At 32.9% G+C, this 12,970-nt stretch carries 11 protein-coding genes and 1 pseudogene; 7 read left to right on the top strand and 5 right to left on the bottom strand.

Annotated features, from left to right (window positions below):
- Positions 1 to 71: 71 nt before the first annotated feature.
- Complete coding sequence (locus MHB70_RS15700) at positions 72 to 1,070, bottom strand: NADP-dependent oxidoreductase (RefSeq protein WP_001202456.1); 999 nt, start codon at positions 1,068 to 1,070, stop codon at positions 72 to 74.
- 31 nt (positions 1,071 to 1,101) lie between these two features.
- Positions 1,102 to 1,446, bottom strand: coding sequence for an ArsR/SmtB family transcription factor (locus tag MHB70_RS15695; RefSeq protein WP_000571879.1), 345 nt, complete (start codon positions 1,444 to 1,446; stop codon positions 1,102 to 1,104).
- 510 nt (positions 1,447 to 1,956) lie between these two features.
- Here MHB70_RS15695 and MHB70_RS15690 point away from each other — a divergent pair.
- Together MHB70_RS15690 and MHB70_RS15685 are read left to right on the top strand one after the other, a co-directional pair.
- The gene (locus MHB70_RS15690; protein WP_000804118.1) at positions 1,957 to 3,570 is read left to right on the top strand and encodes an FAD-dependent oxidoreductase; all 1,614 of its coding nucleotides are present in this window, start codon (positions 1,957 to 1,959) and stop codon (positions 3,568 to 3,570) included.
- A 574-nt stretch (positions 3,571 to 4,144) separates the two neighbouring features.
- A complete protein-coding gene (locus tag MHB70_RS15685) occupies positions 4,145 to 5,089 on the top strand; it encodes a glycerophosphodiester phosphodiesterase (RefSeq protein WP_001226355.1) in 945 nt (314 codons plus the stop codon).
- Between the two features lie 106 nt (positions 5,090 to 5,195).
- Here the strand turns inward: MHB70_RS15685 and MHB70_RS15680 are convergent.
- Together MHB70_RS15680 and MHB70_RS15675 are read right to left on the bottom strand one after the other, a co-directional pair.
- A pseudogene (locus MHB70_RS15680) lies at positions 5,196 to 5,706 on the bottom strand (DUF3916 domain-containing protein).
- The gene (locus MHB70_RS15675) at positions 5,699 to 6,550 is read right to left on the bottom strand and encodes a LysR family transcriptional regulator (RefSeq protein WP_000351717.1); all 852 of its coding nucleotides are present in this window, start codon (positions 6,548 to 6,550) and stop codon (positions 5,699 to 5,701) included. The pseudogene MHB70_RS15680 and the gene MHB70_RS15675 overlap by 8 nt, the downstream one beginning before the upstream one ends.
- A gap of 86 nt (positions 6,551 to 6,636) precedes the next feature.
- Between MHB70_RS15675 and MHB70_RS15670 the strand changes: the two genes are divergently transcribed.
- The gene (locus MHB70_RS15670; protein WP_002039244.1) at positions 6,637 to 7,869 is read left to right on the top strand and encodes an MFS transporter; all 1,233 of its coding nucleotides are present in this window, start codon (positions 6,637 to 6,639) and stop codon (positions 7,867 to 7,869) included.
- Between the two features lie 112 nt (positions 7,870 to 7,981).
- Here the strand turns inward: MHB70_RS15670 and MHB70_RS15665 are convergent, their stop codons facing one another.
- A complete protein-coding gene (locus MHB70_RS15665) occupies positions 7,982 to 8,212 on the bottom strand; it encodes a hypothetical protein (RefSeq protein WP_000798811.1) in 231 nt (76 codons plus the stop codon).
- Positions 8,213 to 8,469: 257 nt separating this feature from the next.
- Between MHB70_RS15665 and MHB70_RS15660 the strand changes: the two genes are divergently transcribed.
- The 4 genes from MHB70_RS15660 to MHB70_RS15645 all read left to right on the top strand — a co-directional run bounded on the left by MHB70_RS15660 (position 8,470) and on the right by MHB70_RS15645 (position 12,909).
- Positions 8,470 to 9,597 carry a serine hydrolase domain-containing protein gene (locus MHB70_RS15660; RefSeq protein ID WP_000915198.1) on the top strand — a complete coding sequence of 376 codons (1,128 nt, stop codon included), beginning with the start codon at positions 8,470 to 8,472 and terminating at the stop codon, positions 9,595 to 9,597.
- Positions 9,598 to 9,897: 300 nt separating this feature from the next.
- The gene (locus MHB70_RS15655; RefSeq protein WP_000758193.1) at positions 9,898 to 11,055 is read left to right on the top strand and encodes an agmatine deiminase family protein; all 1,158 of its coding nucleotides are present in this window, start codon (positions 9,898 to 9,900) and stop codon (positions 11,053 to 11,055) included.
- Positions 11,056 to 11,377: 322 nt separating this feature from the next.
- Positions 11,378 to 11,794: a phosphate-starvation-inducible protein PsiE gene (gene psiE, locus MHB70_RS15650; RefSeq protein WP_000916784.1), complete on the top strand. Its 417-nt coding sequence runs from the start codon at positions 11,378 to 11,380 to the stop codon at positions 11,792 to 11,794.
- A 182-nt stretch (positions 11,795 to 11,976) separates the two neighbouring features.
- Positions 11,977 to 12,909: a bestrophin family protein gene (locus MHB70_RS15645; RefSeq protein WP_000233832.1), complete on the top strand. Its 933-nt coding sequence runs from the start codon at positions 11,977 to 11,979 to the stop codon at positions 12,907 to 12,909.
- Positions 12,910 to 12,970: the final 61 nt, after the last annotated feature.

Below are 12,970 nucleotides of genomic sequence, written 5' to 3'. Positions count from 1 at the left end.
GACTTCATTGCACAATGTCTATTTAACAGCAAATTTAAAACCTCCATTTTAAGAAAATGGAGGTTTTATTATTATTTCATTTTTACAATTATTTTTCCTTTTGCTCTTCCAGACTCTGAATATTCCATTGCTTTTTGAGCATCTTCAAAAGGGAAAACTCGATCGATTACAGGTTTGATTTGTCCAGCTTTAATATAGTTTGCAATAGTACGTAATTGATCCCCGCTTGGCTTCATAAATAAAAATGAATATTGAGCATTATGCTTTTTTTCAAGTGCGGTAAGTTTTTTGCTGGCTAATGAAAATAAGAGAGTTTTAAAGAATCCTGAACCAAATTCTTTACCGAAGCGAGCATTCGGCATGCCTGAAACGGAAACAATGTTTCCTCCGCTTTTTATAATATTGAATGATTTTTCAAGTGTTGCACCGCCGATTGTATCAAATACCGCATCATAATTTTTTAGTATATCTTCAAATTTCTCTGTTTTATAATTAATAATTTCATCTGCGCCAAGAGACGTTACTAAATTTACACCAGCTTCACTAGCAGTCGTTGTAACAGTGGCACCCATTATTTTTGCTAACTGAATAGCAAAAGTACCAACACCACCGGATCCAGCGTGAATTAAAATCTTTTGTCCTTTTTGTAATTGTATGATGTCATGTAATGCTTGATATGATGTTAAGCCAACGAGTGGAATCGAAGCAGCTTCCTCAAAACTTAAATTATTAGGTTTTAAAGCTATATCATTTTCATGAATGGCTATATACTCCGCGAAAGTACCAATCTTATTTTTTCTTGGGCGTGCATATATTTCATCACCGACTTTAAAGTTAGTCACTTTTGCCCCAACCTTTACGATGACACCGGAAAAGTCATTACCAAGTATTAGGGGCATTTCATATTTCAGTAACATTTTTACTTTTCCGTCGCGTATTTTAAAATCAATTGGATTAATGCTAGCTGCATGAATTTCTGCGAGCACTTCATACTCATTTATTTTAGGAGTAGGTACCTCTGTCATACGCATTGGGACTTTTCCATATCTATCAATTATCATTGCTCTCATTTCTTATACCTCCAAATACCGTATCTTTATTTCAATAAAAGTTGTGCAAAAGCTTTTCAATATCTAACACAAGATTTTTTAATAAACCTAATTTTGTACGTATATCAATATAATAAAAGTTTTTTGTGCCTTCTTTTCGCATTAAAATAATACCAGCTTCTCGTAAAATCTTAAGGTGATGTGATACTGCTGGGCGGGAAAGGTGTGTTTGCTTCGTAATTTCTCCTACACGTAATCCGGTTTGACATTCCGTTTCCATGAGAACTAACAAAATAGCTTGCCTTGTTTCATCGCCAATTGCTAATAATACTTTTTGAGAGTCAATAAAATCTTTTTTTATAACATTTAATTGTTCTTGTTTATTCATTTCAATCACTTTGCCTCCAATAAATTAGTCGAAAGGTTTAAGATGATGAACCATTGCATCGATACGGTAATGCTACATGATTGTTGTATGAGCTGCAATATTGGGAAAGAAAATCGAGACGAATGAATTTTTTATTGTTGAAAATTATAGAGGGATAGAAAAGGGATTGGAAGGACTACATAACTCAATAGATGAAGTTTTAAAAATGAAAAATGATTTAACAATAAAATAAGCAATCGCAACCTTATATAATCCATAAGGTTATGATCGCTTATAATTTTTGTATTATTTCTGATTTCTATGATAGAACATGGCTCAACGTAAAGTAAGTTCTTTTGTTTTACTCTTTCATACACACACAATTCAGGTGGATTATAGATGTATGAAAAGGTAAAAGGGATTTTGGGGCGTAATCTATCTATATGATAATTCAAAATGAAATATAAGTCTATATTTTAATGGTTTTTTTAATTATATTTATGATACTGAGCTCAGAACAATGATGTGGAGGATAAATATATGAAACCAAATTATGTACCAGTTTTAATTGTTGGAGGGGGATTATCAGGATTAGCGTCTGCGTTATTTCTTGCAAAACATAATATTAGGTACTTACTTATTGAAAGACATCCGTCTACTGCAATTCATCCGAAAGCAGGCGGGCTTACTTTACGTACAATGGAGTTATTTCGAGAATTAGGTTTAGAAAATAGAATTAAATTGGCGGGGAAAGCACTAGAAAATTGCCGAGGAAGAATAGCGGTCCGTACAATAGCTGAGGCGAATAAGGAAGAATTGGAAAAAATGAGAGCCACTCAGTATGGAAACGATGAAAAGTTACTTCAAAAAATAGAAGAGATTAGCGCATCAAAACAAACTGCTTGTTATCAAATTATTTTAGAAGAAATGATGTTACAAGAAGCGAAGACATTAGGCGGAGAACTATCTTTTTATCATGAATTAATTTTATTTGAACAAAATGAGAACGGGGTAAAAGCAACGATTCGAGATCGTGAAACAGAAAAAGAGAGTGTCATACATTGTGATTATGTAATTGCAGCAGATGGGGCGAAAAGTAAAATGCGTGAGCAGTTAGGGATTAAAACTGAGGGTCGTGGAACCATTGGTGGCTATTATATGAATATTTATTTTGAAGCTGATTTAAGTGAGTTTATACAAGGAGACGCATTCGGTTTTTCTATGGTACTTCATCCGGAGGTTCTTGGTGCACTCATCCCGGTTGATAACGTAAAAAAATGGATTTATCATGTAGCCTACGATCCATTAAAAGGAGAGGGGCCAGAGGATTTCAATATAGAACGTTGTAAACAAATTATTCAAACAGCAATTGGAAGTACAAATGTTGAATCAGAAATATTAAGTGTTCTACCGTGGGAAGCGAGTGAAAGTACAGCAATAAAATTTCAAGATAATCGCATTTTTTTAGTTGGTGATTCTGCACATATTATGCCGCCAACAGGAGGATTTGGTTCAAATACGGGAATACAAGATGCGCATAATTTAGCCTGGAAGTTAGCTGCTGTTATAAAAGGGAAAGCAAAACCGAAATTGTTAGAAACATACCATGATGAGAGATACCCTGTTGCAAAATTAACGACGGATTATGCGAGTAGTTTATTATTTCGTGCTGCGAATAGAGAGGAAGGCAGTTTGAATAATATGGATGGTTTAGCTGTAACTGTTGGGTATCAGTATTGTTCAGAGGCGATTATAGATGACTCCAACACTCCGCATAGAATGGATGTAGTAGAGTTGAACGGAAGACCTGGCACGCGAGCACCACATTTTTTTGGGGTGTATGAAGGGAAAGAAGCTTCTATACTAGACTTATTCGGTAACAATTTTGTATTACTTACAGGAATAGAAAATTGTTCTTGGGATGAAGCTGCACATGATGCTTCATCTAAATTAGGAATAAATATAAAAGTGTATCGAGTTGGTCTAAGTGGAGACTTTATTGCTCAAGAAGATGTTTTTAGCAAATTATATGGGATAGAGAATGGAGGTGCTGTATTGATTAGACCTGATGGCTTTATAGGGTGGCGTTCAGGGAAAGAGGTTATATCTCCAATAAACACAGTACTTGAAGAGGTTATGAACAATTTATTATGAAATTTTCAAATAAATAAGGAAGTGTGGTTGTATATAAATTATCCACTTTTTAACTAAGAATTGTAAAAAATGAAAGTTGTTATAAAAGATAATAATATTATGTAAATAAAATAGTTGATAAAAACAAAAAGACATTATAGCTAATCATTGTCCATAAAAGTCTGATCAGTGTGGACTAATACTCAATGGAGGATGCATAAAACTTGGTTGATTGAAGTTTTACTTTATTAAAAAATCATATTCACAAAATTTAATAGGTTTGGTATGATTAATTTCGACAAGTTAATAGAGGCCGGAGATATTTGAGAAAAGCCATAAATTTATTTAGGGATACAGGAGTGTCCTCTAAATAAATTATGGCTTTTTTTATTGAATGAACCGTACACAATAGGGAGTTACATGTGAAAAGGAGGCTATAGGAATGAAATAGTTTTCTTTATTAATAACATAGAGAAAATATATTTGTAAGATTGGAATTTTAATATAGGCTTATAAAAATAATGAAAGTATGTCTTCTATTTCGTGTAAATCTCATTAGCTTGTTGAAATTTGCAACGTAGGAAGGGTTAGAAGGATGAGAAAAATTATTAGCGTTTTAGTTATTTTCTTTATGACGGGAAGTATCTTTGCTGGGGGAGCTGTTCATGCGAAATCAGAAGGGAAGCATGAATGGAATACGAATAAGTTTTTAAATATTGCACATCGCGGAGCAAGTGGACATGCACCTGAGCATACTTTTACTTCTTATGATCTTGTGAAAAAAATGAAAGCGGATTATTTGGAGTTAGATATTCAATTAACAAAGGATGGCCAATTAATTGCAATGCATGATACAGCAGTTGATCGAACTACAAATGGTACAGGTGAAGTACGAGATAAAACGTTAAGTGAAATAAAGAGTTTAGATGCAGGGTCATGGTTCAATAAAGCTTATCCAGAAAAGGCTAAGCAAGAGTATATTGGTCAAAAAGTTCCGACTCTTGAAGAAATCTTTCAGAAGTACGGAAGAAGTATGAAGTATTATATTGAAACAAAATCGCCAGATGTGTATCCAGGAATGGAAGAGAAATTATTAGCGTTATTAAAAAAATATAATTTAATAGGTCAGAACATGTCTTCTAGTCGTGTTATGATTCAATCATTTAGTAAAGATAGCTTAAAAAAGATTCATAGTATGAATGAAAATATTCCGTTAGTCCAACTACTTTGGTATTATCCAAATGATAACAACGAGATTGTTGAATGGTCTGGCATTACACATGAGCCGAAAAGTGTAACGCATGATGATTTTCAAGAAATTAAAAAGTATGCAGTCGGTATTGGGCCAAACTTACGTAATGATAATGGAGAGTTAATTATTGATGAGTCATATATGAAAAAGGCTAGGGAAAATCACCTGCTTATTCATCCGTATACAATTAATGAGAAACCAGATATGAGATTGTTAATTAAATGGGGTGCTACAGGAATGTTTACAAATTATCCGGATCGGTTACATAGTGTTTTAAAAGGAAAATAAATAGGGAAAAAGGTATACCAATATTTTAGGTATACCTTTTTCTATGATGTAAAATGAGTGGTTACTGTTTCAGGGTAGATTCAAATAATAGAGTTCAGTGCATTCTTCACGCTAATTCTCCAATAAACCAAATCTCTTTTTTAGAGCATTCATCTTCGTCATGAATGATTTCTTGAAAGTGCAATGTTTTGACGGTATGCCAAATTTTAATTCCCCATTTTTCCAAAAAAACAGATTCATTTGAAAGCGGAATCCATTTTTGTAATTCACTATTTCTATGGAAAAAAGTATGAAAGTAGTCATCGTTTTTAAATATGATAATTTGAGAGCGCCATAAATCTGCAATGGAAATCATAACTACAACTCGATATGTATTTGTGTCGTTCGGTTTCATTTTCAATAATTGGTTTGCTTGATTTAATAAAGTTTGAATACACAATCTCTTTACTTTCCTAGGTGTTTTTTTGAGAGTTAATAAAAGCTTGTGAAACAGGTAAAGGCATATACCAATATTCATCATGATAGAAAGTAGAAGGGAATGTATTCGTATATTCCTCAATTCGTTTTATCATAGTGTTTGTTTTTCGTTTCATACCACGTATTTTCTTTTCACGCATTGTGGGTCATCTCCATAAATTTTTGTAATGCAGCTGAGTGAAAAATATCTTTTCTAGTAATAAAAGTAGTAGGGATTTTTTTGAAGCTATTTGGTAAAGGGTTGAATGATACGTCATGTTTATGACCATTTAAAATAGATTTCATCATAATTGCTATGCCCATACCTGATTTTACACATGCGAGTATCGCTTCAATCGTTCCAAACTCTAAAACTCGTTTAGGTGAAATTCCTTCTTCTTGAAGCCAGTCTTCTAATAACCTTCTATAATAGCACCCGTGACTAAAGGTAAGTAAATTCATGTCTCCTATGTCTTGGAAAGAGGATAAAGGATTTTTGCTAATGAGAACTAATTCTTCTTCACGAAATACATTTGCACGAAGTTCAGCGTGCTGAGTAGTTCCAGCGATAAATGCTCCGTCTAGTTTTCGGTCTAATACGAGATGGGTTAGCTGTTCCGTCGTATTTGTTTCTAAAACTAATTCGACTTGTGGGTAATTCTCATAGTAGTTCGCTAATATGGAAGGAATCCGAACAGCTGTTGTGGATTCTGTACATCCGATTTTTAAAGTGCCTTTTGGTTCGGTTCCATTACTTTGGACCGCTTTAACAGATTGCTCCATTAAGTGGATGATTTGTTTTGCGTATGTTAATAAAATCTCGCCGTTAGAAGTTAAAGTAACACCTTTTCCATTTCGATAAAATAAAGGCACACCTAATTCGTTTTCTAGTTGTTTCATACGCATCGTTACGCCAGATTGCACATAGTTTAAATTTTTTGCTGCATGAGATATATTTCTTTCTTTTGCAACTTCGTAAAAAACAGTTAAATCTTTTATGTCCACGTATCATCCCTCCGAAAAAGGTATCAATTTTTTTGATGGATTATATGATTAATATTTATTTTATGTGATATCAAAAATTTCATACAATGGAAGGGGATGGAGGGATCTTAATGCTAATGAAAGAGAATGTGAACAGTACTTATAAGTGGATGATGTTAATTTTTGCGACGATTGCTCAAACGACAGCGACACTTATAACGTATGGTGTCGGAGCTTTCGCTTTATTTTGGAAGGAAGAATACGCACTTACGAATATGGAGAGTGGGTTATTAGTAAGTGTTGTAAATATTGGACCGCTATTTTGCATGCTTTTTGTTGGGAAGCTACTTGATCAATATAATGAAAAGTGGTTAATTACTATCAGTTCATTTTTACTCGGTGGTTCGCTCTTACTGACTAATATAGTAAATGGATTTAAAGGGTTACTCTTTGTCCTTTTGTTAGTAGGAATGTTTTATAGTGTTTCCCAGCCGGGAGGAAGTAAAGTGATACTAAAATGGTTCTCAAAAGAAAATCGTGGGTTAGCAATGGGGATCAGGCAAGCCGGTATACCGATTGGTGGTGTACTAGCGGGAGTATTAATTCCGTTACTTGTAATAAAATATAATTTGTCTTATGCGATACATGTAATAGGAAGCATTTGTATAATAGGTGGTCTTTTATTTTCTATATTTTATCGAGATTCATGTGTTCGGAAGGAAGGGAAAGAAGAACGTATAAAAACCTCTTTTTGGGTGCAGTTAAAATCAGTGATGCATAAAAAAGCGTTGTATCCAATTTATATAACTGGTATTTGCATGATTTCATTACAAATGTTGTTAGTTGGACATTTTATAAATTTTTTAGTAATGGAACAATCAATTACACCTATTTTAGCCGGAAAAGTATTTTCAGTTATGTTCTTTTCTGGAATGATTGGCCGTATTACATTGGCAGCTGTTAGTGATTTGTGTTATAAGGGAAACCGGCGCATCCCTTTATTTATATCGGTCTGTACTTCTATCTGTTTTATTCTTATGTTAGTAATGAATATACATACAATAAGGAGTGAGTTCTTGTATGTTGTAAGTGCATTGTTAGGGTTCTTTTCGATTGGCTGGTTCAGTCTTTTTATAATTGAAGTTGCAGAAACGGCAAGTGAAGAATCTGTAGGGATGACAGTGAGTTTTGCTCTTACATTAAATCAAATTGCTATTATTGTTGCACCTGTCTTATTTGGGTATATTGTAGATCAGAAAGGGTATACGTATGCGTGGTTGTGTATAGTTGTATTACTAAGTATTTCAGTACTCAGCTTATATAGGGAGAATAAAAAATAAAGGAAAGTTAGCAATGTGAATTTTTGGTGAAGAAAATATAAAGAAATGCCATATGAGCGACATTTCTTATTGAATATGCTGTATAATCAAAAAAAGAAAATGAGATTCGTTTTCAATTACGTTCATTTCCTCTTTTGAAATTACCTGTAATTTTAGCCATAATCAGTTGTTGTTCTTTATCGTTATTTGCATGATTTATTTTGTTTAAAAATTTTTCAGCGTCATTTCCTTTTAAAATCATAATTTGTTTTCCGTAATATTCAATGAAAACTATATTGTTCTTTGTTATCCGATAATGAAACATTCTATCATCTAAACGATTGCGTCTATCGGTATTTTTCATATTACATCTCCATTCTGTATGATGTGTAATAAATGTTACATAAGAAATTGAAATTATAGTCAGGCGCATCCGATTGTATGCTGGATATTTTTTAAGAAAGAAATACAATAGAGAGTAGTTGAAAGTTGAATGTGATAAAAAGGAATCTAATTTAAATAAAGAGAATAGCAAGTAATATTATAAAATATCTGAAAATTAAAAGATATAGAATAGAATGGATGCACGTTAAGTGAAACTAGAAAAAGAGGGTTCCTATTATGTTAAAGAAATGGTTAATCGTTTTCTTTATTTTTGCTGTTTTTTGTGGGAGTGTCGTTGCACTAATACATGCAAAGAAAGATAAAAAATATGATATAAAGGCATTTTCGAATATAATTGATAAGCAAAAGGACGAGCAGCAAGAAGTTAGTATAAACGAGAAAAAACGCTATGAAAGTGCAGCGGGAAAACTAGATCAATATTTAAAAGATAAAGGGTTTAATGGGAGTGTTCTAGTAGCTAGCAAAGGTCATGTGATTTTACGAAAAGGTTACGGCTATGCGAATGTGAAAGATAAAATGTTAACAACGCCAAGAACGAAGTATCGTATCGGTTCCATTACGAAAACAGTCGTTGCGATATCTATTATGCAACTAAGAGAAAAAGGGAAATTAAATATTGAAGACAATGTCAATAAGTATATTCCATCGTTTCCGGCAGATAAAAACATTACGTTACGAAATTTGTTAACACATACGTCCGGGTTACCAGAACAGGGGCAAGGGAGTGTTGATGCAGCGTCACGTTTAAAGTTAGTAACGTGGATTGGTGCGCAAACGTTACAATTTCCTGCAGGGACAGGATGGAAATATACAGATTATAATTATATGGTGTTAGCGTATATTGTCGAAAAGATTACGAATAAACCGCTTGCTGAATATGTGAAAGAAAATATTTTTAATCCTGTTGGAATGCATGAATCTGGAATGGGGGCAACTCTACCGGAAGATATTTTCTTAGCAGAAGGTTATACGAAAAAAGATAATGAATTAATAGATGCGCCTCGCTTAAAAATGAACTGGCTATATGGTTGTGGTGAAATGTATACGACTGTTGAAGATATGAAAAAATTAGATGAGGCTATTATGGATGGGAAATTGCTTTCTAAGCAAGGCTTATCTGATATGTTTACTGTATCACCTGCAAGAAAATATGGATTTAGTTTCTATATTTACCCAGACTATTATCATAATCATGGGGTATTAGCTGGTTGGAACACATTTAATAATTTTAACTGGGATAAACGAACGTTTGTTATATTATTCTCTAACGTACAGAATGGTATGAATGATACGTTTAATCAAGAGTTTAGAAAAATGGCGAATGATTTAATAGAAGAAAAATAAATGTTTAAAAATCGGTATTGATATGAAATGATCAATACCGATTTTTTTATTTAATAATGTTTTATTTAGTGAACAAGCAAGTATGAGAAGGGAGTAAGATTAGAATAAATTTATGAAGGAAGTTAAAAAATAGTAATGTTAAATAGAGGGGGTTACTTTGTGAATGCCCTCTATTTTTATTGGAATTTTACGATTATCACGTGGGAGAATAATTGGTAATTTTTACATCGATGAAAAAGCTTGAGCTTCACACTATGTGAAGCTTTACATTATTGAAGACAAGAACAGGAGGGGCAGAAAATGAAAAAAGTAGTGAAGTTTTGTTTGATAGCTACATTAGCTACAACGATTATAAGTGGATGTTCTTATGAAGGTGGAAATGAAAATGCAAAAGGGAAAGAGAATGAGAAGGTAGAGGTACAGAAAAAGATTGGAAAATACACGATGCCGGATGAAACAGATAAACATGAAGGTACATGGCTACAATGGCCACATGAATACACATATGGTCAAGAGTATCAAAAAGAAGTTGAACCTATTTGGGTTAAGATGGCAAGTGCTTTAACTACGGGTGAAAAAGTCCACATTGTTGCATATGACCAGGAAGAAAAAGAGAGAATCAATAAGCTTTTAACAGATGAAGGGCTAAATATGGAGAAGATTGATTTCATTATAGCACCTACGGATGATGTATGGGCAAGAGATAGTGGACCAATTTTTGTTTATGACAATGATAAAAATCTAAAAATATTAGATCCAGCATTTAATGGTTGGGGGAATAAAACACCTTACAAAAATGATGCTCGTATTCGTGAGAACGTTAGTAAGCAATTAGGGATTGAAAGAATTGATTGGGGGAAATTTGTCCTTGAAGGTGGCGCAATTGAATTAGATAGCAATGGGACTGCTTTATTAACTCGAAGTTCTGTAACGAATAAAAATAGAAATCCTGATTTATCGGAAAAGGAAATTGAAAAATATATAAGTGACCTTGGGGTGTCAAACATTATTTGGTTAGATGGAGTACCTAATTTAGATATTACGGACTTTCATATTGATGGATTTGCTAAATTCCATAATAAATCTACTATTGTAACGATGAAAGAAGACGACCTAGCCGAATGGGGTTTGTCTAACAAAGATATGGATACATTGTTAGATGCAAAAAATGCTTCAGGAAATAAGTATAAGTATGAATACTTACCACTTAGTAAAGACAAGGTTGCTTTAGAAAATGGGAAAACTCTTGATTATAAGGGATCATATATCAATTATTATATTGGGAATAAAGTGGTATTGGTGCCTAATTATAATGATCCAAATGATAAAATCGCAAACGACGCGATTCAGAAGTTATACCCGGATCGTAAAGTAGTAGGTATTGATGTGAGAGAGCTTTATAAAAATGGCGGTATGATTCATTGTGTGACACAACAACAACCAATTCAATTGAAATAGTCGTTTGGAGTTTCGTTATACTGCTGTATAGACAAAATAGATGAAATACTATTTTTACCTATTTTGTCATGCTTTATTATTCGTAAAAATAAAACGTTTTAATATAATGATAATCGGAGTATAGTGTATTGTCGCTTTTCGTTTTATCCCGCTATTTGCGGGTAGTAAGACTCTCACCTTAAAACTCGACTCGAAAAAAGAAGTTAGGTGGGAGTCGGGCTGTCCATAAACGCCCGATTAGTGTGGGCTAATAATCAGTAGGGGGTGAACAACCCCCCTACTGATTAAAGTTTTACTTTATATGGAAAAGGAGAAAATGTTTGTGTTAAAGAACTTAAAAATAGTATTTTCGTTTTTCCCTATCGTTCTACAGTACATTTTAAATGTAGCTTTGATTTGTTTAGGGGTTGTTCTAAGTGTGTTTCTTGTGAAAGAAGTCATTCAATTTATACAAGAACTGAAATTAAATGGTGAGGAATCTAGTTATCATTTGATCGATAGTATCGTCGTATTCTTTTTGTATTTTGAATTCATCGTAATGATTATAAAGTATTTTCAAATGAATTTTCATTTTCCATTACGATATTTTATATATATAGGTATAACAGCTATCGTTCGTCTCATTATTATAAATCATGATAGTCCAATAGATATATTGTTATACGCCTGCGCGATTCTTGTATTAATTAGTGCTTTATTCATTGCGAACTCTAAAATAATGCGTCGTGATTTAGAATAGTGAACATTTGTTGTTTAAATTTTAAAAGTGGTATATCTTTTGGCTCAAAAAGGAGTAAGAGTATTGAAAGAAATAATTTTCACCAGTTTCGTAATGATAGGGTTTATGATTCTACTATTTAATTGTATACTTTCGTAATTTTTAAGGATAAAAAGTTAAAAAGGGAAGAGGCTTTTGTAAATATGGTACATTACAATAATCAAAATAGTTTACATCGAATATTTACATTAAAGAGAACAGTTATAAGAGATATTTTCCCACAAATTTTATTATATATGTGCATTTCAACAGTAATCACTGTGATTAATTACTATTATGCAGAAATAAAAATTAATCAAACTCCTTGGGTAATTGTTGGAGGAGCTTTAGGTCTACTGTTAGTTTTTCGTACGAACACTGCCTATGATCGGTACTGGGAAGGTAGAAAGTTATTTGGCACGATTGGTGCTTCTACTAGAAACTTAGCAGTTAGTTTTTTATGTCATTGGGAGTCTGAAGAGAAAAAGACGGATCAGGAAAAGCTAAAATTTTTACATTTATTAATTGCTTTTCCTAAGATAGCGAAAGGGCATTTGAGAGACGATAAAGATCTAACTGAAATAAAAGCATTGCTTAATATTTGTTCCGAGAAGGAAAAGGAAATATTGGCGGAGTCTATTCATTTACCAATTAGTATAGCTTTTATGTTAAAAACTATACTATCAAAAGGTTTAAAAACGGGTCGAATTCATCCAAATGTAATAATTAATATGGAAGCTGATTTGAATAATTTGCTTACGGCTGTGGGTGGATGTGATCGTATTAAAACAACGCCTATCCCATTTGCATATTTTGCTCATATTAAAATTTTACTGCTCATATTTTGCGGGACTTTACCGATCGGGCTTGTTGATAGTCTTGGATGGTTTACAATACTTGCAACTACGTTTATAAGTTTTGCATTTATAGGGATTGAAGCAATAGGGGTTGAAATTGAAGATCCATTTGGCCAGGACCCAAACGATCTTCCATTAGAAGGGATTTGTATAGGAGTAGAAACACATGTATTAGATTTATGTAATCAAAACGGTTTGCTCGAAGTAATGGATATGAATCTTGATAGAAAAATCAGCTAATCATTCATTGGGTATGATGATTATATTTTTAATGTTGTATGAAAAGCGTTATTTTCAAATC

The organism is Bacillus sp. FSL M7-1020 (assembly GCF_038050415.1).
Lineage (GTDB): Bacteria > Bacillota > Bacilli > Bacillales > Bacillaceae_G > Bacillus_A > Bacillus_A toyonensis.
Note: the sequence above shows the minus strand (reverse complement) of the source record. Positions and strands in the feature narration are given on the sequence as shown.

Excerpts from the sequence above, each read along its gene's own strand:
- MHB70_RS15690 (WP_000804118.1), top strand. The coding sequence starts at position 1,957 with ATGAAACCAAATTATGTACCAGTTTTAATTGTTGGAGGGGGATTATCA.
- MHB70_RS15655 (WP_000758193.1), top strand. The coding sequence starts at position 9,898 with ATGAAAAAAGTAGTGAAGTTTTGTTTGATAGCTACATTAGCTACAACG.
- MHB70_RS15685 (WP_001226355.1), top strand. The coding sequence starts at position 4,145 with ATGAGAAAAATTATTAGCGTTTTAGTTATTTTCTTTATGACGGGAAGT.
- MHB70_RS15645 (WP_000233832.1), top strand. The coding sequence starts at position 11,977 with ATGGTACATTACAATAATCAAAATAGTTTACATCGAATATTTACATTA.
- MHB70_RS15670 (WP_002039244.1), top strand. The coding sequence starts at position 6,637 with ATGGAAGGGGATGGAGGGATCTTAATGCTAATGAAAGAGAATGTGAAC.
- MHB70_RS15665 (WP_000798811.1), bottom strand. The coding sequence starts at position 8,212 with ATGAAAAATACCGATAGACGCAATCGTTTAGATGATAGAATGTTTCAT.
- MHB70_RS15700 (WP_001202456.1), bottom strand. The coding sequence starts at position 1,070 with ATGAGAGCAATGATAATTGATAGATATGGAAAAGTCCCAATGCGTATG.
- MHB70_RS15660 (WP_000915198.1), top strand. The coding sequence starts at position 8,470 with ATGTTAAAGAAATGGTTAATCGTTTTCTTTATTTTTGCTGTTTTTTGT.